Below are 24,929 nucleotides of genomic sequence, written 5' to 3'. Positions count from 1 at the left end.
GAAATGGCCCCTCCCCCGAGACACCCGGGGGAGGGGCCGTTTCACGTGCGAGCGACCTCAGGCCGAGAGCCTTACTTGACCTTCGTCCCCGCCGAGCCCAGCGCCTGGCAAGCCTCGACCACGCGAGCCGCCATGCCGCCCTCGGCGGCCTTCAGGTAGGAGCGCGGGTCGTAGACCTTCTTGTTGCCCACCTCGCCGTCGATCTTCAGCACGCCGTCGTAGTTCTTGAAGAAGTGGTCGACGATCGGGCGCGTGAAGGCGTACTGGGTGTCCGTGTCGACGTTCATCTTTACGACGCCGTAGGTCACCGCCTCGCGGATCTCCTCCGGGAGCGAGCCCGAGCCGCCGTGGAAGACCAGCTCGAACGGCTTGGCGCCGGCGTCGAGGCCGAGCTTCTTGGCGGCCGCTTCCTGGCCACCCTTGAGCACGTCGGGGCGGAGCTTGACGTTGCCCGGCTTGTAGACGCCGTGGACGTTGCCGAAGGTCGCGGCCAGCAGGTAGCGGCCGTTCTCGCCCGAGCCGAGGGCGTCGATGGTCTTCAGGAAGTCGCCTTCGGCGGTGTAGAGCTTCTCGTTGATGTCGTGCGCGACGCCGTCTTCCTCGCCGCCGACGACGCCGATCTCGACCTCGAGGATGATCTTCGCGGCGGCCGTCTTCGCGAGCAGCTCCTGCGCGATCTGCAGGTTCTCGTCGAGGTCGATCGCGGAGCCGTCCCACATGTGCGACTGGAAGAGCGGGTTCTGGCCGTTCTTCACGCGCTCGGCCGAGATCTCGATCAGCGGGCGGACGAAGCCGTCGAGCTTGTCCTTCGGGCAGTGGTCGGTGTGGAGCGCGACGTTCACGTCGTACTTCGCCGCCACGACCTGCGCGAACTCGGCCAGCGCGGTCGCGCCGGTGACCATGTCCTTCACCTTCTGCCCGGACGCGAACTCCGCGCCGCCGGTGGAGAACTGGATGATCCCGTCGCTCTCCGCCTCGGCGAACCCGCGGATCGCGGCGTTCACGGTCTCCGACGAGGTCACGTTGATGGCCGGGTAGGCGAACTCGTTCGCCTTGGCCCGGTCGAGCATCTCCGCGTAGACCTCGGGGGTGGCGATGGGCATCGTTTCCTCCTCGGAACTGACTGGCTTCTCAGCCGCATCGTACGAGGTGGACCGGCCGCGTGGGCCGGTCCACCTCATTTGGGACGCCTATGGACATCCTCACGTGGAACGATTCAGAACAACTCGGCCGCGAGTGCCCGGTATGCCGGGAACGGGTCCTCGTTCAGGACCTGGATGTTCACGTGGTCGGCGCCCGCGTCGAGGTGCGCGCGCACGCCCGCCGCGATGGTGGGAGCGTCGCCGTGCAGGGCCAGTGCGTCGACGAGCCGGTCGCTGCCCTCGCCGGCGAGGTCTTCCTCCGTGAAACCGAGCTTGCGCAGGTTGGCGGTGTAGTTGGACAGCTGCAGGTAGAACTGCACGGTCTTGCGGCCGAGCGCCCGCGCGCGCTCCGGGTCGGTGTCGAACACCACCTTGTGCTCGGGCGCGAGCAGCGGACCGGCGCCGAGGATCTCGCGGGCGGAGCGCGTGTGCTCCGGGGTGATCAGGTACGGGTGCGCGCCGGCCGTGCGGTCGCCCGCCAGCTTCAGCACCTTCGGGCCGAGCGCGGCCAGCGCGCGCGACGCCTGGGGGACACCCGCCGCGTCGAGGCCGTCGAGATATTCAACGAGGGCGGCGTAGGGCTTCTTGTACTCCTGCGTCGCCTCCGGGTGACCCGCGCCGACGCCGAGGAGGAACCGGCCGGGGTGCTTCGCCTCGATGCGGTGGAACGCCTTCGCGATGGACTCGGGCGTGTCGGCCCAGATGTTGACGATGCCGGTCGCGACGGCGAGGTGGTCGGTCGCGTCGAGCAGTTCGTCGACGATCGCCAGGTCGCCGCCCGGTGACCCGCCCAGCCACACCGTGCCGTAGCCGAGCTTCTCCACCTCCGCCGCGAACTCGCCGTTCGTCTGCGTGGCGCCGCGCCAAATGCCGATTCTGCCCAGTTCGATAGCCATAACCCATCCCAACACCCGTCGCCCGGCGGATTCTTCCGGGTCTCGGTTGTAGTTTCGTGGCATGACCAAGCTCGGCAACTCGGACCTCGACGTCTACGGCCTCAACCTCGGCTGCAACGTCTTCAACTTCACCGCGGACGAAGAGACTTCCCACGCGGTGCTCGACGCCTACGCTTCAGCCGGCGGCAACTTCCTCGACACCGCGGACGTGTACGGCGGTGGCGGCGGCTCGGAGACGATCATCGGCAACTGGCTGACCAAGCGCGGCCGCCGCGACGACATCGTGGTCGCCACGAAGGTCGGCGCGTGGGAGGAGCGCAAGGGCCTGTCGGCGGCCAACATCACGGCCGCCGCCGAGGATTCGTTGCGGCGCCTGCAGACCGACCACATCGACCTGTACTACGCACACCGGGACGACCAGGACACGCCGCTCGAGGAGACGCTGACGGCGTTCGACTCGCTCGTGCGCGCGGGCAAGGTCCGCTACATCGCGGCGTCGAACTACTCCGCGGAGCGGCTGACCGAGGCACTGTCCATTTCGGACCGCGAGGGCCTCGCGCGGTACGTGGCCCTGCAGCCGCACTACAACCTGGTGGAACGCGACTACGAGACCGACCTCGCGCCGACGGTTTCGCGCGAGGGGCTTTCGACGCTGCCGTATTTCGCCCTGGCGATGGGGTTCTTGACGGGCAAGTACCGCTCGGCGGACGAGGTGGGCGACTCCCCGCGTGCTCCGCGTGCGGTGAAGTACCTCGACGACCGCGGCGAGCGCGTGCTGGCGGCACTGGACTCGATCGCCTCGGCGCACGGCGCGTCCGTCGCCTCGGTGGCGCTGGCCTGGCTGCGCGTACAGCCGACGGTGGCCGCGCCGATCGCGAGCGCGCGCACGCCGGAGCAGCTGACGGACCTCGTCGCGTCGGTGTCGCTGGAGCTGACGGGTGACGAGGTCGAGGCGCTGAGCAAGGCGTCGGTCTAGAACGCGCTGATGTTCTGAGCCCGTTCGCGGCGGGTCAGGGTGCTGACGACCGCACCCTGACCGTGCCGCCGGACGGCGAGCCGGGACAGCAACGCGAGGACCGGCGCGAAGGCCGCATCCGGGAAGTCCGGCGCCGGCCGCGCCACGCTCGCGGCGAGGTCGGCGGAGTGGACGACGAGCTCCAGCAGGCGGGTGTGCAGGAAGTCGTTGCGGCGCAAGGACCAGCCCTGCCACGGAATGTCCACCCGCTCCGCCGCCTCACCGCGCAGCAGCCGCGTGACCTCGCCGAGGTCGGTGCCGTACCGCACGAGCATCCAGTCGAAACCACGCTCGGCCTCGGCGTCGTCGGTGGTGCGGTCGTTGGCCGCATCGGCGAGCGAGGTCGACGTGACCCAGGTCGCGCGCGCGTAGTGGTCGTCGACCGCGGCGAGCATCGGCAGGGTCGACGGGACCGCGAGCAGCTCGGCGGCTCGCGTCACCTGGCGGGCGAGGTGGCAGGCCAGCGCACCCACCGAGAGCTCCGGCAACGCGCTGGGCTCGGCCCAGCGCTCGCGTACGACGTCGAGCCGCAACAGCGTCGAACAGACCTCCGCGGCGTCGAGAAACGGCTGGTCGAGATCCCCCACACGAGCACCATCCATGCCCGTAGCCAACCATCCACCGCAACCTACCGATAAGTAGCTTACCCCGGGTAGATTGCGGTACCGTCCCCTCCACAAGCGGAAACGCACGCCAAGGAGGGCACCAGTGGTCAAGAACGTGGACGGCAAGGTCGTGCTGATCACCGGGGCCGCGCGGGGCATCGGGGCCGGACTGGCGGAGCGGCTGGCCGCACGCGGAGCCAAGGTCGCGCTAGTCGGCTTGGAGGCGGACGAGCAGGCGAAGGTCGCCGAGAAGATCGGCCCGAACGCCAAGGCCTGGGAAGCCGACGTGACCAGCTGGGCCGACCTCGAAGCAGCCACCCAGGGCGTCGTGGAGCACTTCGGCGGCATCGACATCGTCATCGCCAACGCGGGGATCGCCACGGCCGGCTTCGTGCGGTCCGTGGACCCGAAGGCGTTCGAGAAGGTCATCGAGGTCGACCTGCTCGGCGTGTGGCGCACCTTCCGCGTGACCCTGCCGCACGTGATCGAGCGGCGCGGCTACCTGCTGGCGATCTCGTCGCTGGCCGCGATCACGCACGCGCCCGGCATGGCGAACTACGCGGCCGCGAAGGCGGGCGTCGAGGCGTTCTCCAACAGCCTGCGCGCCGAAGTCGCGCACCTCGGGGTGAAGGTCGGCGTCGCGCACCCCACGTGGATCCGCACGGACCTGGTCGAAAGCGCCGACGCGCACCCGGTGTTCGGGAAGCTGCGGGCGTCGATGCCGGGGCTGATCGGGAAGACGTACCCGCTCGACGTGGCGCTCGACGACCTCGAAGCCGGCATCCTCAAGCGCGCGCGGACGATCCACGTGCCACGCTGGGTCGGCGGCCTCAAGCTGCTGCGCGCGTTCCTGCCGCCGATCGTCGAGCTCGGCGCGCGGGCCCGCGTGCCGGCGGCGGACAAGGCCGCACTGGAGGACATCGAAAAGCGCGGCGCGTACGAGTCGGCGGTGACCGGCCACGGCGGCCGCGCGGCCACCGACCGCTAGAGGAGCCGCACATGTCGCGTCGCGACCAGATCCGCATGACGCCCGAGCAGATCCGGGCTTACCTCGACGAGCAGAAGGTCATCAACGTCGCGACGATCGGGCCGAACAACCGCCCCCACCTGGCGCCGCTGTGGTACTTCCCGCACGAGGACGGCGTCGCGACGTGGACGTACGGCAGCTCGCAGAAGGCGAAGAACCTGCGCCGTCTGCCGGAGGCCACCGTGCTCGTCGAGAGCGGCGACTCCTACGAGAAGCTGCGCGGCGTCTCGCTGGAGTCCGACGTGCAGATCGTCGAGGACACCGACGAGGTCACCCGCATGGGCATCACGCTCATGCAGCGCTACGCGGGCGCCAAGCCCGGTGACCCCGTGCCCGCCGAGCTCAGCGAGTTCATCGGCCGCCAGGCCCCGAAGCGCATCGGCCTGATCTTCCACCCGACGAAGATCGTCTCGTGGGACCACACGAAGCTCGGCGGAACGTACTAACGGGTAGCAGGTACTTTCGAGTAACTGTTACTTGAGGTAACGTCATCTGCGGCAGACCCCCAGCGCAGCGGAGGCCGACAGATGACCGAGCGGTTCAAGGTCGTGATCGTGGGCACCGGGTTCTCCGGGCTCGGGCAGGCGATCCAGCTCGAAAAGGCCGGCATCCGGGACTACGTGATCCTGGAGAAGGCCGACGAAGTGGGCGGCACCTGGCGGGACAACTCGTACCCCGGGTGCGCCTGCGACGTCCAGTCGCACATGTACTCGTTCTCCTACGAGCAGAACCCGGACTGGTCCCGGTCGTTCTCGCCGCAGCCGGAGATCTTCTCCTACCTCAAGGGCGTCGCGGACAAGTACCGGCTGCGCGAGCGCATCCGGTTCGGCGTGGAGATCATCGGGGCCCACTGGGACGCGGGCGAGCGCCGCTGGACGGTGGAGACCAAGAGCGGCGACGAGTTCTCCGCGCAGTTCCTGGTTTCCGGCGTCGGCGGGCTGCACATCCCGTCGATCCCGAAGCTGCCGGGCATCGAGAAGTTCACGGGCCAGACGTGGCACTCGGCGCAGTGGAACCACGAGTTCGACCTGCGCGGCAAGAAAGTCGCGGTGGTCGGCACGGGGGCGAGCGCGATCCAGTTCGTGCCGCAGATCGCGCCGGACGTCGCCGAGCTGACCTTGTTCCAGCGCACGCCGCCGTGGATCATGCCGAAGCCGGACCACGCGATGCCCGGCTGGGCGAAGCAGCTCTTCCGCTACGTGCCGGGCACGCAACGCCTGTACCGCAACGCGTTGTACTGGCTGCTCGAAGCACGCGCCATCGGCTTCAACGGGCACCCGAAGCTCATGCACGCGGCCGAATCGATCGCGCGCCGCCACATCGCGAAGGGCATCCGCGACCCGAAGCTGCGGCGCAAGGTGACGCCGGACTACACCATGGGCTGCAAGCGCGTGCTCATCTCCAACGACTACTACCCGGCCCTGAACCGGGGAGGCGTCGACGTGGTCACCGACGGCGTCCGCGAGGTCCGCGAGAACAGCGTGGTCGACGAAGCCGGGGTGGCCCACGAGGTCGACGCGATCATCTACGGCACCGGCTTCCACGTCACGGATGCGCTGGAGTACCTCGACATCACGGGCGTCGAAGGCCGCGGCCTCGCGAAAACCTGGGCCACGGAAGGGATCCGCACGCACAAGGGCATCACCGTCGCCGGGTTCCCGAACCTGTTCTTCCTGCTGGGCCCGAACACCGCGCTGGGCCACAACTCCGTGGTGTTCATGATCGAGTCGCAGTCGCGCTACGTCGTCGACGCGATCAAGCTCGCCGATTCCCACGGCGCCGCCGCGCTCGACGTGCGCCCGTCCGTGCAGGACCGGTTCCAGGCCGAGATCCAGGACAAGCTGGTCAAGGGCGTGTGGACGCAGGGTGGCTGCACGAGCTGGTACCTCGACGCGAAGGGCGTGAACCGCACGATCTGGCCCGGCTTCACGTGGAAGTACTGGCTCGAGACGCGCCGGGTCCAGCCGAGCGACTACGAGCTGTCCGGGCGGCCGTCGTGAACCCCCTCGAGCACGAACAGATCGTGCTGCACGCGCGTGACGTCAAGTTCGACTGGGCCATGCTGCCGATGCACTGGATCCCCGGCGAACCGCAGGCCACGCACAGCATCAACGTGCTGCACATCGCCCTACCCGAAGGCGAACGCTGGTTCGTCGAGGTCTTCAAGCAGGCCGTGCCGCTGATCCGCGACGAGCGCCTCAAGGAGGACGTCCTCGGTTTCATCGGCCAGGAGGCCGTGCACGCCGAGGCCCACGACGGCGCCGCCGAGCACCTCGAAGCCGCGGGTCTGCCCGTGCGACCGTACGTGGCGCAGATGGAGTGGTTGTTCCGGCGGCTGCTGGGAGATCGTCCGGACGCCGGCGAGGAATGGCTCGTCGAACGGCTGGCGCTGATCGCCGCGATCGAGCACTACACGGCGTTCCTCGGCCAGTGGGTGCTCGACGCGAAGGCGCTCGACGCCGCCGGTTCCGACCCGACGATGCTCGACCTGCTGCGCTGGCACGGTGCCGAGGAAGTCGAGCACCGGTCCGTGGCGTACGACCTGTTCTGCCACCTCGACGGCCGCTACTCGCGCCGCGTGCGGAGCATGGCCGTGGTGACGCCGGTGCTGGCGTGGGTTTTCGTGCGGGGCACCAAGTTCCTCGTGCGCAACGACCCGACACGGCCGGGCCGGGCGTCCTGGCGGGTGTACCTGAAGGCGGCCAAGAAGGGCGTGGTGCCCGCGCCGCGCGAGCTGCTGCGGGAGATCCGGCCGTACTTCCGGCGCTCGTACCACCCGACGGAGACCGGCAACACCGACCAGGCCGTGGCGTACCTGGCGAGCTCCCCCGCGGCCCGGGCGGCCGACGCACCGAAGTGACCGCACCACGATGACCGCACCGGACTTCCCGCCGCGGCTCGACGGCACGGGCCGCCGCGACCGGCTGATGTCCACTTTGGTCGGGGTCGGCGCGGTCTACCGGCGGCTCGCGCAGTACTCCGGGCGGCGCCGCCCACCCGTGCGGGCAGTGGACCGGACGTTGCCGCTGGTGGTCACCACCGTCCGGCCCGAGGCCGACGACGTGGTCTCGCTGCGCCTCGCGCGGCCCGGAGGTGAGCCGTTGCCGAGCTGGCGGCCGGGCGCGCATCTCGACCTCACCCTGCCGTCGGGGCTCGTTCGCCAGTACTCGCTGTGCGGCGACCCCGGCGACCTCTCGCACCACCGCGTGGCCGTCCGGCGGATCGGCGAAGCCTCGGTTGAGGTGCACACGCTCCAACCCGGCACCAAAGTCGCCGTGCGCGGCCCCCGCAACGCGTTCCCGTTCGTCGCGGCGGACTCGTACGTCTTCATCGCCGGCGGCATCGGCATCACGCCGATCCTGCCGATGGTCCGCGCGGCCGCCGCCCGCGGAGTGGACTGGCGGCTCGTCTACACGGGACGCAGCCGCGAGTCGATGCCGTTTGTGGAAGAACTTTCGGATTTGCCCGAGGATCGCGCGTGGTTCCGCCCGGACACCGAGTACGGCATCCCCGCCTCGGGCGCGGAGCTCCTCGAAGGCGTCCCCGACGGCGCCTCGGTCTACTGCTGCGGGCCGACGCCGATGATCACCGGCGTCCGCGTGGACCTGGAGCTCACCGGCGCCAGAGCCGTGTACTTCGAACGCTTCTCGACGCCGCCGATCGTCGGCGGCCGGCCGTACACGGTGGTCCTGCGCTGCAGCGGCCACACGCTCGCCGTGCCGGCCGACCGGTCGACGCTCGACGTGGTGCGCGAAGTGCTGCCTGACGTGGCGTTCTCCTGCCGCCAGGGCTTCTGCGGCACGTGCGCCGTGGCGACCCCGGACGGCGGGTCGGTGCGGATCTGCGTGGACCGCGGACCCGCCGTCCTGGAGCTGTAGGTGCTACGCCTGCGGGACCCAGGCTCCGAGCACCGGCTTGTACTCGCGAATCGAGCGCTCGGCGACCACACCTTCGAGCTGGTACGGGTCCTTGCCGATCAGTTCTTCGAGCGCCGCCTCGTCCTCGGCCTGCCACAGGACCAGACCACCGGAGCCGTCGGCGAGCGGTCCCGCCACGGCCACGCGGCCGTCGGCGGAGTGCTGGCTCAACCACTCACGGTGACGGGGCCGGACGTCGGCCACCTTCTCCTGCACGTAACGGATTTCGACCAGGTACCAGGCCATGTGGATCTCCCGGGTGGGTGCGTTGGTGACGCTGCCGACGCTACCGGGCAACACCTCGTGGTCCCAGCATCCGACCAGTGGCGGGACCGAGCTCACCCGATACGCTAGGGCTGCGTCAGCAGCTCGGCGCAGGGGCACCACAGGGGTCGAGAACAGGCAGGCAGGGGTACATGCTGGAGGGCAACGCGGAACGCAGTGTCGAGGCGACCCTCGGGCACCTGCGGACCATGGACGGGCCGGTGCCGCCGCAGCAGCCGGCCGCACCGCTGACCCTGGAGGACCTGTACCGCCAGCACCGGATGCGGCTCGTCCGGCTGGCGATCCTGCTGGTCGACGAGCCGGCGACGGCCGAGGACGTGGTGCAGGAGGCGTTCACCGGTCTGCACCGCAACTGGGGCCGCCTGCGCGACGCGGCCGCGGCCGTCGGCTACCTGCGCACGGCCGTGGTCAACGGCTCACGCAGCGTGCTGCGGCGGCGGAAAACCGCCCGTGAATACGTGCCTCCGCACGCCGTGAACGCGCGCTCCGCGGAAAGCCTCGCGATGCTGTCGAGCGAGCACCAAGCCGTGGTCAGCGCCCTGTCGAAGCTCCCGCCGCGCCAGCGCGAGGTGCTGGTGCTCCGGTACTACGGGGGGCTGTCCGAGGCCGAGATCTCCGAGGCCGCGGGCATCTCGAAGGGTACCGTGAAATCGACCGCCAGCCGGGCGCTGGAGGCCCTGCAGAAGGCGATGCAGACCCCACAGTGACCCGGGTGGACCAATCTCGATCACCGAGTTGCGTAGCCATGTCTGGTCCAGACCAATATATGCTGGAGGGCGTGAAGCACGCCGGAGACTTCGTCATTACGGGCGGCCGGGTCGTCGCCCCGGACCGCGTACTCGACGACGGCTGGCTCGCCGTCTCCGACGGGCGGATCGCCGCAGTCGGCACGGGGACGCCGCCGGGCGGCCCCGAGACCGAGATCGTCGACGTGGGCGGAGCGCTCGTGGTGCCCGGCTTCGTCGACACCCACTGCCACGGCGGTGGCGGCGCCTCGTTCTCCACACTGGACCCCGACGAGATCCTCACGGCGGTCCGCGCGCACCGGCGCCACGGCACCACGACCACGCTCGCGAGCCTGGTCTCGGACCCGATCGACCTGCTGACCGAGCAGATCGCGGCGCTGCGCGAGCTCGTGCAAGAGGGCGAGCTCGCCGGCATCCACCTCGAAGGCCCGTTCATCTCGCGCGCCCGCTGCGGCGCGCACGATCCGGACACGCTGCGTGAACCGGACACCGGCACCGTCGACAAGCTGTTGCGCGCGGGCGCCGGCGCGATCCGGATGGTCACGCTCGCGCCGGAGCTCAACGGCGGCGTGAAGGCCGTGCGCCAGCTCGCCGAATCAGGCGTCACCGCCGCGATCGGGCACACCGACGGCCTGGCCGAGCAGCTCGTGCCGGCCATCGACGCGGGCGCCACCGTGGCGACGCACCTGTTCAACGGGATGCGTCCCCTGCACCACCGCGAGCCGGGCCCGGTCGGCGTGCTGCTGGACGACGAGCGCGTGACGGTCGAGCTCATCTGCGACCTCGTGCACCTGCACCCGACCGTGGTCCGCCTGGCCGCTTCGCACGCGGGCCGCGGCCGGACCGTGCTGATCACCGACGCCATGTCGGCCACCGACGCCGCCGACGGCCGCTACACGCTGGGCCGCCTCGAGGTCGACGTGCACGACGGCGTGGCCACGCTGGACAACGGATCGCTGGCCGGCAGCACGTTGACGATGGACAACGCCTTCCGCAACCTCGTGAAGGGTGCCAAACTCGGTGTCCTCGACGCCGTCCGGGCGACCTCCGGCCGGCCCGCCGAGCTACTGGGCATCGCCGACCGCACGGGTTCGCTGCGGCCGGGCCTCGCCGCCGACGTCGTGATCCTCGACGACGACCTGCGGCCGGTCCGGGTGCTGCGCCGGGGCGAATGGGTCGCCGAGGTCGGCCGGGCTACCTTGAGCACGTAAGCGACTACGCGGGCCGCCCGCGGGGAAGTACGGAGAGGGATGAGCGAGCCGAAGGACCCGGAGCGACTGCTCGCTGACGCCCTGCGTGCCCAGGCCGTGTTCGCCCCGCACACCAGCTCGCAGCCCCCGGCGTCTTCCGGCTCCCCGGACTCCGCCGGCGCGACCGGTCCCACCGAGGAGCTCCCGCCCCGCTACGGCCTGCTCTCCGGCGCGGGCGCCGACTCCCTCGAACGCGAACGCGCGGCCCTGGACGACGCCTCCGGCCAGCGGACCGCGCCGGTCGCCTCGGGTGCTCGGCCGGTTCCCGCACCGGACCCCGCGACGGTCCGCCAGGCCGTGCCCGGCCCCGCGCCGCTGCCCGCGCACTGGGTGCTGCTGCTGGCTCTCCTGCTGGGTTTGGCCGCGGGCTCGGTCATCGGACTGCTCACGCTGGTCTGACAATTCCGGAAAACCCCCGCCACCTGCGGTGGTTCTCCCTGTGAAGGCACTCAGCGTCACCCTGTACCGTTTTCGGTGTGATTCTCGCCCAGAGCACAGTGACGACCATGTCCATCCTGCCGTCGTGGCTGGACCCGGAGCAGCTGCTGTCCGGCCTGACCGTGCCGGTCATCGCGGTGCTCTGCCTGATCATCTTCATCGAGAGCAGCATCTTCCCGGTGCTGCCGGGTGACTCGCTGCTGTTCACGGCGGGCCTGTTCATCGCCAACGGCACCCTGCAGGCGCCCCTGTGGGTGGTGTGCGTGCTGGTGACGGCGGCCGCGCTGCTCGGCAACGTCTGCGGGTACTACATCGGCTACTTCGTCGGCCCGAAGCTGTTCAACCGGCCCGATTCGAAGTTCTTCAAGAAGGAGTACGTCGACAAGACGCACGCCTTCCTCGACCACCACGGGCCGAAGGCCGTGGTGCTGGCGCGGTTCGTGCCGTTCGTGCGGACGTTCATCACCTGGATCGCCGGCATCGGCCGGATGGACCCGAAGCGGTACTTCACCTACACGGTGCTGGGCGGCATCCTGTGGGCCGCCGGCATCACGGTGCTGGGGTCGCTGCTGGGCAACATCGGCTTCATCCGCAACAACGTCGACGCCATCTTCGTGGTGATCGTGCTCGTGTCCGTGGTGCCGATCCTCCTCGAATACCTCAAGAGCCGCCGCGAGAAGAAGGCCCGCGTGGGCGCGGCGGAGGAGAACGCCGCCGAGGTCACGCAGCGGATCCCGCGCGTGCGCGACTGACCGGAACGCGGAAACGGCGCCGGCCCCGAGCGGGGACCGGCGCCGTTTTTTCGTGAAACCTCAGTCGGTCATCGAGAACATCGACTCCGGGTTGAACAGGTTCTCCGGGTCCAGCGCCTGCTTGATCTGCCGGTGCACCCGCATCCCGACGGGCCCGATCTCGCGCGCCAGCCAGTCGCGCTTGATCTTGCCGACGCCGTGCTCGCCGGTGACCGTGCCGCCGAGCGAGAGGCCGATCTCCAGGATGTCGTCGAACGCCTGCCGCGCGCGGGCGAACTCGTCCTCGGAGTCGGGCGCGTAGACGATCGTCGGGTGCATGTTGCCGTCGCCGGCGTGACCGACCACGGCGATCTTCAGGCCCACCTTCTCGCTCACCTGCTCGCAGCCGCGGATCAGCTCGGCGATGCGGGTGCGCGGCACGCTGACGTCGTCGGTGAGCCAGATGCCGTAGGTCTCCAGCGCGGTCAGGACCACCCGCCGGGCCTGCAGCAGCATCTTGCCCTCTTCGAGGTCGTCGGTGGCGTAGACCAGGTCGGCCCCGCAGTCGGCGCAGATCTGCTCCAGCACGGCGAGCTCGCGCAGCGCGGCCTCGCCGCCGACGTCGGACTGCGCCAGCAGCAGTGCCTGACAGTCGGACCCGGCGCCGAGGTCGGTCTTGAGGTAGGTCTCCGACGCCTTGATCGACGCCGCGTCCATGATCTCCAGCAGCGACGGCACGAGCCCCTCGCGCACGACCCGCGCGACGGCCTCACCCGCTGCCTCCGTGGTGCTGAAGCCCGCCACGAGCGTCGCCGGCGCCTGCGGCAACGGGCGCAACGCCACGGTGGCCTGCGTGATCACGCCGAGCGTGCCCTCGCTGCCGATGAACAGCTTCGTCAGGTCGTAGCCCGCCACGCCCTTCACGGTGCGGCGGCCGGTCTTGAGCAGCGACCCGTCGGCCAGCACGACCTCCAGACCGAGCACGGAGTCGGTGGTCACGCCGTACTTCACGCAGCACAGGCCGCCGGCGTTGGTGGAGAGGTTGCCGCCGATCGTGCACCAGTCGTAGCTCGACGGGTCGGGCGGGTAGAACAGGCCGTGCTTCTCCACGGCGGTGCGGAAGTCGAGGTTGACCACGCCGGGCTGCACCACGGCGAGGCGGTTGCCGGGGTCGATCTCCAGGACCTCGTCGAGCTTGGTCAGCACCAGGACCACGCAGCCGTCGATGGCGTTGGCCGCGCCGGACAGGCCACTGCCCGCCCCGCGCGGCACCACCGGCACCTTCGCCTCGGCACACGCCTTGACCACCGCCTGCACCCCCGCCGTGTCCGCGGGCAGCACCACCGCCAGCGGCTTCCCGGACGGGGCGAGCGGCATCATGTCGCGCGAATAGCTCGCGGTCACGTCGGCATCGGTGAGCACGGCCTCCTTGCCGAGCTCGTCGCGGAGTCGCTGAAGGAGGGCGTCAGGGCTCATGGCGTCATCGTAAGCCCAGATATCTCCGCAGTGCGGAATAGAGTTTCCAGATTTCAGCCGGATGGCGACTTGCCGGCGCCGGCTTCTCTCAGCGCACGAGCCCGTAGACGCGGTCGATGTCGATCGTGAGCACCAGCCGCTGATCGGCCACCATGGCCGCGCGGTACTCGTCCCAGTCGGGGTGCTCGCCGCCGACCTTGCGGTACAGCTCGACCAGTGCCTCGACGGTCGCGTCGTCGGGCGCCGCGGCGACCGGCGTCAGCACGGCCTTGCCCTCCGCCACCGCGTACGACCAGCCGTTCTCGCTGGCCACGTGGTAGCTCACGCGCGGGTCGCGGCGCATGTTCTTCGTCTTCGCCCGCGTCTCGGTGATCGACACGAGGATCTTGCGCTCGGCGGCGTCGAAGTGGTGGCTGACGGTGGACAGCTGGGGCCGCCCGTCGCGCTTGAGTGTGGCCAGCACGCCGTTGGGGCGGGAGCCGATGAGGTCGTACAGCGGTGTGTCGTCGGTCATACCCCTATCCAACCCGCCACGCTCCGCCTTGTTCCCCGGGATCCTGACCTGGGCCTTCAGACTCGGGAGAAAACGGACGAACACCCTCCGGTGAATATCTGCTTGCATGCAACAACTAAAGTGTGATGCGACACAACCGGGGTCCGCGAGCTTGCGCGAAGCACGGATCAGGCACACTCTTGCTTAAGGCAACTAGTTGCAGCCGCCAAACAACGGTTTGTTTCACCGCGAGAAAGATCGACCGAATGGCACCGAACAGCGCCGCCACCCGGCCCAAGGACGGACTCGACCTGGCCGACCAGCTCGGACACGAGCTGGTCCGATTCATGCGCCTGATCACCAAGGCGAAGTCGCAGGTCTCCAAGCAGGGTCCGGACGGCATCGAGCGGGCCGCGTACGCGATCCTCTTCTGCCTCATCCACGAGGGGCCGCAGCGCACCAGCAAGCTCGCCGAGTTCCTGCACTCCGAAATCTCCACCATCAGCAGGCAGTCGAGCGCGCTCGTGCAGCACGGATTGGTGGAACGTCAGGCCGACCCCGAAGACGGCCGCGCCTGCTTGCTGGCGCCCACCGCCGAAGGCCTGCGGGTCTTCGACGAGAACCGCAAGCAGCGCAACCTCTGGCTCGCCGATGTCCTCGGCGACTGGACCCAGGAGGATCGCGAGACCCTCAACGAGCTGTTCGGGCGGCTCAACACCGGTATCGAGAACAACTTTCCAGACATGACCGACTCCGCGCCGGCGGACTCGGTGCACTCCAAGGGGGCCTAGGAAGAGCATGACCACCACCGTCGAGAAACAACCTCAGCAGCGGGGGGGAGCACCCGTCGTCGACGCGGCCGGTGTGCCGCGGCTGAGCCACCGCCAGATCGTCACGATCCTGAGCGGACTCATGTGCGGCATGTTCCTCGCCGCACTGGACCAGACGATCGTGGGTACCTCGATCGTCAAGATCGCCAACGACCTGCACGGCTTCGACCTGCAGGCCTGGGCCACCACGGCGTACCTGATCACGTCGACGATCGTCACGCCGATCTACGGCAAGCTGTCGGACATCTACGGCCGCAAGCCGTTCTACCTCGCCGCGATCTCGATCTTCGTCGCCGGTTCGCTGGCTTCGACGTTCTCGCAGTCGATGTACGAGCTCGCCGCGTTCCGCGCGGTGCAGGGCCTCGGCGCCGGCGGTCTGATGTCGCTGGCCATGACCATCATCGGTGACGTGGTGCCGCCGCGCGAACGCCCGCGGTACCAGGGCTACATCCTCGCCGTCTTCGGTCTGTCCACTGTGCTCGGTCCGGTGCTCGGCGGCTTCTTCGCCGGCTTCGACACCCTCGGCGGTATCTCCGGCTGGCGCTGGGTCTTCCTGATCAACGTGCCGATCGGCATCGTCGCGCTGTTCGTGGTCGCCAAGGTGCTGAACGTGCCGCACGTGCCGCAGAAGCACAAGATCGACTGGTGGGGCGCGCTTTCGCTCGTCGTGGCCGTGGTGCCGTTCCTGATCGTCGCGGAACAGGGCCAGACCTGGGGCTGGGGCGATTTCAAGGCGATCATCTGCTACGTGATCGGTGGCGTCGGCATCGTCGCGTTCATCCTCGTCGAGAAGCTGATGAAGGACGCCGCGCTGATCCCGTTGCGGCTGTTCAAGAACTCGACGTTCACCGTCGCGATCATCGGTGGTGTCATCGTCGGTGTCGCCATGTTCGGCGCGATCACGATGATCCCGCAGTTCATGCAGGTGGTTCAGGGCTACACGCCGACCGAGTCCGGTCTGCTGATGCTGCCCCTGATGGGCGGCCTGATGCTGAGCTCGATCGGCTCCGGCCGGATCATGTCGAAGACCGGGCGCTACAAGGTGTTCCCGATCGTCGGCACGCTGCTCATCGCCGGCGGCGCGTTCTTCTTCGCGCAGGTGCAGTACAACTCGCCGCTGTGGCACCCGCTCGTCGCCGCGGCCATCATCGGCCTCGGCCTCGGCCAGTGCATGCAGACGCTGGTCATCGCGGTGCAGAACGCCGGGCCGCGCAGCGACATGGGCGCCTCCACGGCGGCGGCCACGTTCTTCCGCCAGATCGGTGGTACGGCCGGTGTCGCGGTGTTCCTCACGATTCTGTTCAACGTGCTGCCGGGCAACATCACCAAGGCGTTCGGCGGCAACCCGCCGGCCGGTGCCGGTGCGCAGCTGGCCGACATCCAGACCAACACCAGCGTGATCCAGACCCTGCCCGACGCGTTGAAGACGCCGATCCTCGTCGGCTTCACCGACTCGATCACCACGGTCTTCTACGTCGCCGGCGCGGTCGCGCTGCTGGCCACGATCGTCCTGTGCTTCCTGAAGGAGATCCCGCTCGCGGGCATGAACCCGGCCGCCGCGGCGGTCGAGGGCGGCGAGGCGCTGCTCGAGGAGGACGAGACGCCGACCGACATCGTCGACCAGGCGGCCAAGCCGGGCTCGCTCTTCGAAGAACAGCCGCGGGAACCCGTTCTCGTCGGCGCAGGCGGAAGGCACTCGATGAACGGCAACGGTCACGGCGACCCGCAGGCGATTTCGGGCTCACTGCCCATGCCGATCACCAACTCGGCCGCGGGTGCGGGCATCGACGTGCCGCTGGGCGCGGGCGGTCCCCCGGTGACCGGGCACGTGCGCCGGCAGGACGGCAGCCACGTCGGTGCCGCCGCGCTGACGCTGATCGACCAGCAGGGCCGTCAGGTCGCGCGGGCGACCGGCAACGGCGACGGCAGCTACTCCGTGCCGACGCAGGGCCCGGGCACCTACGTGCTGATCGTGGCCGCGCCCGGCCACCAGCCGCAGGCCTCCAGCGTGGTGGTCGGCGGCGGGCCGGCGAAGCTCGACGTGACGCTCACCGGCTCGGGCGAGCTGACCGGTGTCGTGCGGTCCGTGGGGATCGGTTCCCCGCTGGCCAACGCCACTGTGACGCTCACCGACTCGCGCGGCGAGGTCAACGGCGCGTTCATCACGGCCGACGACGGCGTCTACACCTTCAGCGGGGTCGGTGCCGGGCAGTACACGCTCGTCGCGAGCGGCCCGCAGTACCGCCCGGTGGCGGTCACCCTGACCGTGCCCGACAGCGGCGTGCTGCGCCACGACGTCGAGCTGGCCGGTGCCGTGCTGATGCAGGGCGTCGCGCGCACCGAGGGCGACCGGATCGTGCCGGACGCGCGGATCACCGTGCTCGACGCGAACGGCAACGTCGCGGCGGTCGCGCGCACGGACGGCGAAGGCCGCTACGTGGTCAGCGACCTGCCGGTCGGCGCTTACACGGTGGTGGCGAGCGGTTACCCGCCGGCCACCAGCCAGGTGACGCTGACCGACGGCGAGGCCGAGCACGACGTGCGCCTGAGCTACGACCAGGCACTCGACGAGCTGGTCGACCGCTCATGACCGCGGGCCTGCGAGGACAGCTGCGGGCCAACGGCGGCTGGCCGGTCGAGAACGCCGTGCTCACGGTGACCGACCTCAACGGCCGTCAGGTCGCCCGTCAGGTCACGGACGCGAAGGGGGCAGTGGTCACCGACGCGCTGCCCCCGGGCGTGTACACCGCCGTCATCACGGCGCCGGGGTACACGCCCACCGCCCGCACGGTGCAGATCGGCTCCGACGGCGCCGGCCTGCTGGGCGACATCGCCCTGGCTCCGGTGGCCGAGGCCGTGGAGCTGCCGCCGGCCGGGCCGTGGACGATCGACCCGGTGCACTCCTCGGTGGTCGCGACCGCCCGGCACATGGGTATCGCGAGCATCAAGGTGCGGTTCCCCGACGTCGGCGGGCGCATCGACATCACGCGCCCGGTGGAACGCTCGACGGTGCGGGCCGAGATCAAGGCGGGCAGCATCGAGACCGGCATCAAGATGCGCGACGACCACCTGCGTTCGGCCGAGTTCCTCGACGTGGAGGCCTTCCCGCTGATCACGTTCGAGAGCACGGGTCTTTCGCAGCGCGGCACGGACACCTGGGTGCTCCTGGGCGAGCTGACCCTGCACGGCGAGCGCCGCCAGGTCGAGCTCGACCTGCGCTACCAGGGCCACGGCCCGGACCCGTGGGGCGGCGTGCGCGCCGCGTTCCACGCAGAGACCCAGCTGCACCGCAACGACTTCGCGATCAACTACAGCGCGATGGTCCGCGCGGGCGTCGCCGCGATCGGCACCACGGTCAAGGTGGAGCTGGACATCGAAGCGGTGCAAGGCGAGTCCCTGCCGCAGTTCTAGTGGTTTTGTGCGATTCGGGCCGTCCGGGAACTGTCCCGGGCGGCCCGTTCGTTTGGTCGATTGGTGAACGCGCAGTTCATTCCAGGAATACCGAAAGTGACCGGAAGGCTGGATTCGATGGTTCCTTCTTTCCGGCGATCGCGGCCACGTAGGCTCTTCGCGTGAACCCCGCAAGCATCGAGGCCGCCGGAGTCGGCGTGAGCTGGCTGGACACTGCCGGTCCGCTGCTCGTCTGGGTGATCGTGCTTTCCTTCGTGTTCGTGGAATGCGCGCTCATCGTCGGCCTTTTCCTGCCGGGCGACTCGCTCCTCTTCGGCGCCGGCGTGGTGCTCGCCCAGCACGGCTCCGACGCGAACGCGTGGCTCCTGTCGGGCGCCGCGCTCGTGGTGGCCGTCGGCGGCAACCAGGTGGGTTACTACATCGGCCGAAGTACGGGCACCCGCTTCATCGCCCGCCGCGGCGGCAAGGTGCTCAACCGCCACAACCTCGACCGAGCCCAACGGTTCCTGGACCGCAAGGGCTTCTTCGCGATCGTCGCGGCGCGGTGGATCCCGTGGATCCGCACCCTCGCGCCGCTCATCGCCGGTGCCGCCCGCATGGACCCTCGGCGCTTCCTGGTGGCCACCAGCCTGGGTGGCCTGCTGTGGGTCCCCACCTTGGTCCTGCTGGGCTACTACGGCGCCGGCCTGCTGGACGCCCTGCCGTGGCTGAAGACGGCGGCCCTGTGGGTGAGCGTGGCGTTCTTCGTTCTGGGAACGGGGTACGGGGTGCTCCGGTACCGCCAGGAAATGCGCCGGCCCGTGGACGAACCGGACGACGCCCACGCGTGACGCGGTCGCTCACCGCGCCACGCTGAAACCCGCTCTACAGCTCCGGATCCGACCAGATCTCCAGCTGGATCCCGTCCGGATCCCGGAACACGATCACCGACGACCCCTCGAACGTCCGCGACGTCGTCGGCGGCAGGTACGAGACCCCGTACTCCGAGAGCCGGTCCTCCCACTCGCAGAGTTCCGCCTTCGACGACACCGAGAACGCGACGTGATCCAGCCCGGTCCGGCGCTCGTCGAAGCACCGTCGGTCGGTGTCCGGGTGCTGGACCAGGACAACGGAAAACCCGTCACCCGCGGACTTCAGCACGACCTTGTGGATCCCGGTTTCGGGGTCTTCGCGGCGGTGGCTCTCCTCGAGGTCGAGCACCCGCGCGTACCACGGGACGCTGCGTTCCACATCGGTCACGGTGAGCGCCAGATGGTGCACAGACGTGAGCTTGGGCATGACTTTCGCGGCCGTCCTTTCCGACCCCCGGCTGCGCACTCCGTGCGTTTGCGACGCGGGGCGCTTGTCACCCACCCCGTGAACCGGCGCCGCCGCGACCCCGGTCGTCCAACTGCCCCGGAGGCTCCACCAGAGTGACACAGCCGCCTCGATCGGGCGGACGGATTCACCGACTTCCGCCACGAATCGTGATCTCCTCGTCGCCCGGCGTCCCACAAGCCGGGATGACGTGAACACGAGTAGCGCCCCAGCGGAACGCCGAAATGCGCAAAGACCACATGGTGGGACGCGCTTTCAGCGGCCGCCGCCGGCCTCCAGCACGGCGCCGACCGTGAACGACGACGCGGGTGACAGGAGCCACAGCACGGCTTCGGCGATCTCCGCCGGCTCGCCCGGCCGGCCGAGCGGAATCCCCGGTGACAGCCGCTCGAGGCGGTCGGGCAGGCCGGCCGCCTCGTGCAGGCCGGTGGCCACGAGCCCAGGCGCGACAGCGTTCACCCGGATACCCTCGCCCGCCACCTCCTGCGCGAGCCCGTACGTCAGCGTGTCCACCGCGGCCTTCGTCGCCGCGTAGTGCACCCACTCGCCCGCCGAGCCGGTGCGCGCGGCCGTGGACGAGACGTTGACGATGGCGCCACCAGGACCGCCGTACCGCGTCGAGAGCCGCCGCACGGCCTCGCGGCAGCACAGGAACACCCCGCCGACGTTGACCTCCAGCACGCGCCGCACGGTGGCCGCGCTCTGCTCGTCCAGGCGCCCCGGCGTGTTGCCGGTGATGGCCGCGTTGTTCACGACGCCGACCAGCGACCCCATCTCCCCGGCGGTGCCGAAGAGCTTGCGGACCTGCCGTTCGTCGGAGACGTCGGCGCGCACCGCCAGCGCCTTGCGCCCGTGCGCCCGGACCTGTGAAACGACCTCGGCCGCCGGCTCGGAGTCGCCGGAGTAGTTGACCACCACGTCGTAGCCACGCTCGGCCGCGAGCGTGCAGATCGCCGCGCCGATCCCGCGGCTGCCGCCGGTGACGACGAGAACCCCGCTCACAGGGCGAAGTTCACGAGCGGCAGGTTCTCCAGCACGAGGTCGGCACGGTCACGGGTGCTCGCGATGAGGTCGGCGTTGCGCTGGTCCGAGCCGAGCGCGCGCTGGCGTGCCTCGACCAGTGACCGGCCGTAACGACGGTGCCGTGAAACCAGCCGTTCGATCCGCTCGGGCTCGTCGGGCGCGAGGAACCACGCCTCGGTGAGGTACTGGCGCACGCCGCTCCACGGATCGTCGGGCAGCAGCAGGTAGTTGCCCTCCGTGATCAGCAGCTGCACCTCGGGCGCCACCGCGACCGCGCCCGCGATGGGCTCCTCGATCTCGCGGCGGAACTCCGGCGCGTACACCGTTTCCTTGCCCTTCGCGAGCCGGCGGATGAGGTGGACGTAGCCGGCGGCGTCGAACGTGTCGGGCGCGCCCTTGCGCTCGGCGCGGCCGAGCCGGCGCAGCTCCACCTGCGCGAGGTGGAAGCCGTCCATCCCGACGACGGCCGCGCGGGAGCCCAGCGCGTTGGCGATCGCCCAGGCCAGCGTGGTCTTGCCGGACGCGGGCGCGCCGATGATGCCGAGCACGCTGCGCTGCCGCGGCTTGGCGAGCCCCTCGGCCCGTGCCAGGAGGTCTTCGAACGCCGTCATCGCACTCCTTCTCCCAACTTCGAGATCGCCGCCGTCCAAGACCGCGGCCCCACGTGGCGGACACGCTCGCCGGCCACCGCGTTCGCGTGCCGGATCCACCCGTCCACTGAGCTTCCACCGGCCGCGACCGCGTGCGCGAGCGCGCCGTGCCACACGTCGCCGGCTCCCAGTGTGTCCCGCGCCCCGACATCGTTGACAGGCACCTGGCCTGAGTCTTCCGCAGTGCTCCAGCGAACGGGATCCGGCCCCGCGGTCCTGATCACGACGGGTACTCCGCGTTCATGCGGTCCCGGCCCGGGCGCGGCGAAGTGCGCGGAGCACGCGGCGACGTCCACCAGCGGCAACAGGTCCTCCAGCACGGGTTTCCAGCTGCCAGCGTCGAGCACGACGGGCACGCCGAGTGACCGCGCGGCCCGCGCGACGGCCAGCGCTAGCTCGGGGTGGTGGCCGTCGACGAGCACGGCGCCCGCGTCGCGGACGAGGCGGGAGAGATCCGGAACCGCCACCGGCGCACCGGAAGCGGCGTTGCGCGAGACGACCGTTCGCTCCCCGTCGGAGTCGCGCACGACGACGGCGCTCACCGGTGGCGAGTCGGCGCGTGCGGGGTCGAGGTCCACGACGTCGACCCCGCACGCGATGAGATCGGCGTGCGCGAGCGCTGCCAGCGGGTGGGCCCCGACGACCGTCACGAGCGTCGCGGCGGCTCCGAGCGCGGCCACGGTCACCGCGGCGTTGGTCGCCGGCCCACCGGCCGCGACGTCCACCCGCAGCGACTGCACCTTCTCGCCCGGCGCCGGGAACTGCGAGACCCGTTGCACGACGTCGACGGTGCACAGCCCCGCCAGCAGCACGCGCACGTCAGGTCAGCCCGGCGTGTGTGGTGGCCGCGACCTCCACGACCTCACCGCCTTCGTCGAGCTGCAGCGCACCCGTGAGCAGGCCGACGACCTGGTTCATCGTGTGCGTCTTCGGCGACACCACGGCCACGCGCTTGCCGAGCCGGTGCACGTGGATCCGGTCGGCGATGTCGAAGACGTGCGGCATGTTGTGGCTGATCAGCACCACCGGCAGCCCGCGGTCGCGGATGCGCCCGATCAGCTCCAGCACCTTCGCCGACTCCGCGACCCCGAGCGCGGCCGTCGGCTCGTCCATGATCACGGCCTTCGTGCCGAACGCCGCGGCGCGCGCCACCGCGACACCCTGGCGCTGGCCGCCCGAGAGCGTCTCCACGAGCTGGTTGATGGACTTGATGTTGATGCCCAGCTCGTCGAGGATCCGTTGCGCCTCCTTGCGCATCTCGCCCGTGTCGAGCTTGCGCGCCAGCCCGCCGAAGGGCCCGCGCAGGCGCTTTTCCCGGCCCAGGAACATGTTCGACGCGATGTCCAGCGCCGGCGCCACGGCCAGGTCCTGGTACACCGTCTCGATCCCGTGGTGGCGAGCGTCCAAAGGGGACTTGAAGTGCACGACCCGGCCGTCGACGCGGATCTCGCCCTCGTCGGGGATCAGCGCACCGGACAACGCCTTGATGAGGCTCGACTTCCCGGCGCCGTTGTCGCCGACGACGGCGAGCACCTCACCGGGGTAGAGGTCGAAGTCGGCGCCGTTGATGGCGGTCACGCGGCCGTAGCGCTTCACGAGGCCGCGAGCGGAAAGCGTGGTCTGCTGCCCGTTGTCGGAAGTCATGACTGCTGCTGCCTCCGTGCGATCCGGTCGACGACCACGGCGGCGATGAGCAGCGCGCCGGTCGCGAGGTCCTGGTAGTTGCCGTCCACGCCCATCTGCGTGAGGCCCGAGCGCAGCACCGCCACGACGAGCGCGCCGAACAACGTGCCCAGCACCGAACCGCGGCCGCCGAAGAGGCTGGTGCCGCCCAGGACCACGGCGGTGATCGAGTCGAGGTTGCCGAGCTGGAACTGGTTCGGGTCGGCGTTCGGCGTGCGGCCGAGCGCCTGCCACGCGGCGATGCCGAAGCAGAAACCCGCGACCAGGTACACGGAGATCACCGTGCGGTTGACCTTGATACCGGACAGGCGCGCGGACTCCGGCGCGTTGCCCACCGCGTAGACGTGCTTGCCCCACGCGGTTTTCGTGAGCGAGTACCAGACGATGAGGAACATGATCAGCGCGAGCGTCATGCCGTAGGTGATGGGGATGCCGCCGAAGAGGTAGCGCTTGGTGCCGAGCCACTGCAGGAGCCCGTCGGTGACCGGCACGGCCTGGCCGCCCGCGATCAGCTTTGCCACGGCGGTCAGGCCGGTGAACGTGCCGAGCGTGATGATGAAGGCGGGCAACTTGATCCGCGTGGCGAGCGTGCCGATGAACAGGCCGACGAGGACCGTCAGCGCGATCCCGGCGAGCAGCGCCACGAAGCCGCCTGCGCCCGCCGCGGCGAGCTTCGCCATGATCAGCGTGGCCACGACCATCGACGACGCGTTGGACAGGTCGATGCCGGCGATGAGGATGATCAGCGTCTGGCCGAGCGCGAGCGTGCCGACGACCAGTGACTGCTGGACCACGGTGGACAGGTTGTCGAGGTCGAAGAACGTGTCCGTGGCCAGGGAGAAGACCACGATGGCCACGATCAGCGCGAGCGCGGGGCCGACCGCGGGCGCGCGCAGGAAGAACTCGCCGAGCGACTCGCGCTCACGGGTCCCGTTCACCGTCGCGGTGGTCATTTCGCGCCTCCCCAGCAGTTCTGCAGACCCCACGTGGTGTTCTGGCTGGGGACGCCCGGCATCGGCTTGTCGGTGATCACGGTGGAGCCGGTGTTCACGAAGCCCGTGGGCTTCTTGCCGGTCTTGGCGTATTCGACGGCGGCGAGCACACCCTGTTCGGCCATCTTCTTCGGGAACTGCATGACGGTGGCCGAGTAGAGGCCGTCCTTGACGTTCTGCACGCCTTCGCAGCCGCCGTCGATCGAGCCCATCACGATGCGGTCGGTGAGGCCGCGGGCCTTCAGCGCGGCGTAGGCGCCGCGGCCCATGGGTTCGTTCATGGAGTAGACGGCGTTGATGTCCGTGCTGCGCTGCAACAGGTTCTCCATGCCCTGCTGCGCGAGGCTCTGGTCGCCGTTGGCGGGGGTGTGGCCCTTGATCTCGGGTGAGGAGTCCGTGAGGCCGATGCCCTTGAGGAAACCGCCGTGCCGCTCGGTGTCGACCGAGGAGCCGGCGGTCCCGTCGACCATCAGCAGCTTCGGGTCGACGCCGTTGAGGGCGGCTTTCACGTACACGCCCTGCTGCTGGCCGGCCGCGAAGTTGTCGGTGGCGAAGGTGGCGTCGACGGCGTCGGCCGGCTCGGTGGCGGTGTCGAGCGCGATCACGAGCACCCCGGCGTCGCGCGCGTCCTTGATCGCCTTGAGCACGCCGGTGGACGAGCTCGGGGTGATCAGGATCGTGTTCACGCCCTGCTGCATGAGGTTCTCGATGGCCCGGACCTGGCCGTCGTTGTCGCCGTCGAACTGGCCGGCGAGCGCGCTGAAGTCGGCGCCGTTGGCCTTCGCGGCCGCGCTGGCCGCGTTGCGCAGCTCGACGAAGTACGGGTTGGTGTCGGTCTTGGTGACCAGGCCGACCTTGGCCTTGCCACTGCCGGCCGGCGTCGTGTTGCCGCCCCAGTGGCGCTCGACCGTGCAGCCGGTGGTGACCATCGCCCCGACTGCGACGGTCAGCACCAATGCGGAGAGACTGCGCTGTCTCATGGATGCCCTCCTGCGAGGTTGC

General features: G+C 69.9%; 27 protein-coding genes. 14 read left to right on the top strand and 13 right to left on the bottom strand.

Annotated features, from left to right (window positions below; all coding sequences use genetic code 11):
- Window positions 1-71: 71 nt before the first annotated feature.
- Entirely contained in the window at window positions 72-1,103 is a 1,032-nt protein-coding gene (gene fbaA, locus AB0K15_RS24465; protein WP_364054603.1) for a class II fructose-bisphosphate aldolase, read from the bottom strand.
- Window positions 1,104-1,216: 113 nt separating this feature from the next.
- Window positions 1,217-2,038, bottom strand: coding sequence for an LLM class F420-dependent oxidoreductase (locus AB0K15_RS24460; RefSeq protein WP_364054600.1), 822 nt, complete (start codon window positions 2,036-2,038; stop codon window positions 1,217-1,219).
- A gap of 61 nt (window positions 2,039-2,099) precedes the next feature.
- Here AB0K15_RS24460 and AB0K15_RS24455 point away from each other — a divergent pair, with 61 nt between their 5' ends.
- Window positions 2,100-3,014: an aldo/keto reductase gene (locus AB0K15_RS24455; RefSeq protein WP_364054597.1), complete on the top strand. Its 915-nt coding sequence runs from the start codon at window positions 2,100-2,102 to the stop codon at window positions 3,012-3,014.
- On the opposite strand, the gene AB0K15_RS24450 is transcribed toward AB0K15_RS24455, so the two are convergent.
- Window positions 3,011-3,655: a maleylpyruvate isomerase N-terminal domain-containing protein gene (locus AB0K15_RS24450; protein ID WP_364054594.1), complete on the bottom strand. Its 645-nt coding sequence runs from the start codon at window positions 3,653-3,655 to the stop codon at window positions 3,011-3,013. The two genes, AB0K15_RS24455 and AB0K15_RS24450, sit on opposite strands and share 4 nt — an antisense overlap.
- Before the next feature lie 106 nt (window positions 3,656-3,761).
- On the opposite strand from AB0K15_RS24450, the gene AB0K15_RS24445 reads away from it, so the two are divergent.
- The 5 genes from AB0K15_RS24445 (at window position 3,762) to AB0K15_RS24425 (ending at window position 8,563) form a co-directional block, all read left to right on the top strand.
- Window positions 3,762-4,646, top strand: a complete 885-nt coding sequence (locus AB0K15_RS24445; RefSeq protein ID WP_364054591.1) for an SDR family oxidoreductase — start codon at window positions 3,762-3,764, stop codon at window positions 4,644-4,646.
- 11 nt (window positions 4,647-4,657) lie between these two features.
- Window positions 4,658-5,131, top strand: coding sequence for a pyridoxamine 5'-phosphate oxidase family protein (locus tag AB0K15_RS24440; RefSeq protein WP_364054588.1), 474 nt, complete (start codon window positions 4,658-4,660; stop codon window positions 5,129-5,131).
- Window positions 5,132-5,212: 81 nt separating this feature from the next.
- A complete protein-coding gene (locus tag AB0K15_RS24435) occupies window positions 5,213-6,685 on the top strand; it encodes an NAD(P)/FAD-dependent oxidoreductase (protein WP_364054585.1) in 1,473 nt (490 codons plus the stop codon).
- A complete protein-coding gene (locus AB0K15_RS24430; protein WP_364054582.1) occupies window positions 6,682-7,545 on the top strand; it encodes a metal-dependent hydrolase in 864 nt (287 codons plus the stop codon). The genes AB0K15_RS24435 and AB0K15_RS24430 overlap by 4 nt, the downstream gene beginning before the upstream one ends.
- 10 nt (window positions 7,546-7,555) lie before the next feature.
- Window positions 7,556-8,563, top strand: a complete 1,008-nt coding sequence (locus AB0K15_RS24425) for a PDR/VanB family oxidoreductase (protein WP_364054579.1) — start codon at window positions 7,556-7,558, stop codon at window positions 8,561-8,563.
- A gap of 3 nt (window positions 8,564-8,566) precedes the next feature.
- On the opposite strand, the gene AB0K15_RS24420 is transcribed toward AB0K15_RS24425, so the two are convergent.
- A complete protein-coding gene (locus AB0K15_RS24420) occupies window positions 8,567-8,848 on the bottom strand; it encodes a YciI family protein (RefSeq protein WP_364054576.1) in 282 nt (93 codons plus the stop codon).
- Window positions 8,849-9,018: 170 nt separating this feature from the next.
- Between AB0K15_RS24420 and AB0K15_RS24415 the strand changes: the two genes are divergently transcribed.
- The 4 genes from AB0K15_RS24415 to AB0K15_RS24400 all read left to right on the top strand — a co-directional run bounded on the left by AB0K15_RS24415 (window position 9,019) and on the right by AB0K15_RS24400 (window position 12,073).
- The gene (locus AB0K15_RS24415) at window positions 9,019-9,594 is read left to right on the top strand and encodes a SigE family RNA polymerase sigma factor (RefSeq protein WP_285971557.1); all 576 of its coding nucleotides are present in this window, start codon (window positions 9,019-9,021) and stop codon (window positions 9,592-9,594) included.
- Between the two features lie 59 nt (window positions 9,595-9,653).
- The gene (gene nagA / locus AB0K15_RS24410) at window positions 9,654-10,844 is read left to right on the top strand and encodes an N-acetylglucosamine-6-phosphate deacetylase (RefSeq protein ID WP_364054573.1); all 1,191 of its coding nucleotides are present in this window, start codon (window positions 9,654-9,656) and stop codon (window positions 10,842-10,844) included.
- Between the two features lie 39 nt (window positions 10,845-10,883).
- The gene (locus tag AB0K15_RS24405) at window positions 10,884-11,282 is read left to right on the top strand and encodes a hypothetical protein (protein WP_364054570.1); all 399 of its coding nucleotides are present in this window, start codon (window positions 10,884-10,886) and stop codon (window positions 11,280-11,282) included.
- A gap of 77 nt (window positions 11,283-11,359) precedes the next feature.
- The gene (locus AB0K15_RS24400; protein ID WP_364054567.1) at window positions 11,360-12,073 is read left to right on the top strand and encodes a VTT domain-containing protein; all 714 of its coding nucleotides are present in this window, start codon (window positions 11,360-11,362) and stop codon (window positions 12,071-12,073) included.
- A gap of 60 nt (window positions 12,074-12,133) precedes the next feature.
- On the opposite strand, the gene AB0K15_RS24395 is transcribed toward AB0K15_RS24400, so the two are convergent.
- Window positions 12,134-13,528 carry an FAD-linked oxidase C-terminal domain-containing protein gene (locus AB0K15_RS24395; protein ID WP_364054564.1) on the bottom strand — a complete coding sequence of 465 codons (1,395 nt, stop codon included), beginning with the start codon at window positions 13,526-13,528 and terminating at the stop codon, window positions 12,134-12,136.
- An 88-nt stretch (window positions 13,529-13,616) separates the two neighbouring features.
- Window positions 13,617-14,042: a PPOX class F420-dependent oxidoreductase gene (locus AB0K15_RS24390; protein WP_364054561.1), complete on the bottom strand. Its 426-nt coding sequence runs from the start codon at window positions 14,040-14,042 to the stop codon at window positions 13,617-13,619.
- Window positions 14,043-14,287: 245 nt separating this feature from the next.
- On the opposite strand from AB0K15_RS24390, the gene AB0K15_RS24385 reads away from it, so the two are divergent.
- The 4 genes from AB0K15_RS24385 to AB0K15_RS24370 all read left to right on the top strand — a co-directional run bounded on the left by AB0K15_RS24385 (window position 14,288) and on the right by AB0K15_RS24370 (window position 19,092).
- Window positions 14,288-14,812 carry a MarR family transcriptional regulator gene (locus tag AB0K15_RS24385; RefSeq protein ID WP_285971553.1) on the top strand — a complete coding sequence of 175 codons (525 nt, stop codon included), beginning with the start codon at window positions 14,288-14,290 and terminating at the stop codon, window positions 14,810-14,812.
- 7 nt (window positions 14,813-14,819) lie between these two features.
- Window positions 14,820-17,441, top strand: a complete 2,622-nt coding sequence (locus AB0K15_RS24380) for an MFS transporter (protein WP_364054558.1) — start codon at window positions 14,820-14,822, stop codon at window positions 17,439-17,441.
- Window positions 17,438-18,262 (top strand): YceI family protein, encoded by an 825-nt coding sequence (locus tag AB0K15_RS24375; RefSeq protein ID WP_360598140.1) that lies wholly within the window; start codon window positions 17,438-17,440, stop codon window positions 18,260-18,262. The genes AB0K15_RS24380 and AB0K15_RS24375 overlap by 4 nt, the downstream gene beginning before the upstream one ends.
- Window positions 18,263-18,423: 161 nt before the next feature.
- Window positions 18,424-19,092: a DedA family protein gene (locus AB0K15_RS24370; protein ID WP_364054554.1), complete on the top strand. Its 669-nt coding sequence runs from the start codon at window positions 18,424-18,426 to the stop codon at window positions 19,090-19,092.
- A 34-nt stretch (window positions 19,093-19,126) separates the two neighbouring features.
- On the opposite strand, the gene AB0K15_RS24365 is transcribed toward AB0K15_RS24370, so the two are convergent.
- The 7 genes from AB0K15_RS24365 to AB0K15_RS24335 all read right to left on the bottom strand — a co-directional run bounded on the left by AB0K15_RS24365 (window position 19,127) and on the right by AB0K15_RS24335 (window position 24,907).
- On the bottom strand, window positions 19,127-19,540 hold the full coding sequence (locus AB0K15_RS24365; protein WP_364054551.1) for a VOC family protein: 414 nt from the start codon (window positions 19,538-19,540) through the stop codon (window positions 19,127-19,129).
- A 294-nt stretch (window positions 19,541-19,834) separates the two neighbouring features.
- A complete protein-coding gene (locus tag AB0K15_RS24360) occupies window positions 19,835-20,581 on the bottom strand; it encodes an SDR family oxidoreductase (protein ID WP_364054548.1) in 747 nt (248 codons plus the stop codon).
- Window positions 20,578-21,213, bottom strand: coding sequence for a nucleoside/nucleotide kinase family protein (locus tag AB0K15_RS24355; protein ID WP_354865361.1), 636 nt, complete (start codon window positions 21,211-21,213; stop codon window positions 20,578-20,580). The genes AB0K15_RS24360 and AB0K15_RS24355 overlap by 4 nt, the downstream gene beginning before the upstream one ends.
- Window positions 21,210-22,070, bottom strand: coding sequence for a PfkB family carbohydrate kinase (locus AB0K15_RS24350; protein WP_364054545.1), 861 nt, complete (start codon window positions 22,068-22,070; stop codon window positions 21,210-21,212). The genes AB0K15_RS24355 and AB0K15_RS24350 overlap by 4 nt, the downstream gene beginning before the upstream one ends.
- A 1-nt stretch (window position 22,071) precedes the next feature.
- Complete coding sequence (locus tag AB0K15_RS24345) at window positions 22,072-22,896, bottom strand: ATP-binding cassette domain-containing protein (RefSeq protein WP_364054542.1); 825 nt, start codon at window positions 22,894-22,896, stop codon at window positions 22,072-22,074.
- Entirely contained in the window at window positions 22,893-23,888 is a 996-nt protein-coding gene (locus tag AB0K15_RS24340) for an ABC transporter permease (RefSeq protein WP_364054539.1), read from the bottom strand. Before AB0K15_RS24340 ends, AB0K15_RS24345 begins: the two co-directional genes overlap by 4 nt.
- Window positions 23,885-24,907: a substrate-binding domain-containing protein gene (locus tag AB0K15_RS24335; protein ID WP_364054536.1), complete on the bottom strand. Its 1,023-nt coding sequence runs from the start codon at window positions 24,905-24,907 to the stop codon at window positions 23,885-23,887. The genes AB0K15_RS24340 and AB0K15_RS24335 overlap by 4 nt, the downstream gene beginning before the upstream one ends.
- Window positions 24,908-24,929 lie beyond the last annotated feature (22 nt).

This window comes from Amycolatopsis sp. NPDC049253, from assembly GCF_040678995.1.
Taxonomy (GTDB): Bacteria; Actinomycetota; Actinomycetes; order Mycobacteriales; family Pseudonocardiaceae; genus Amycolatopsis.
This window is presented reverse-complemented; position numbering and strand designations above follow the sequence as displayed.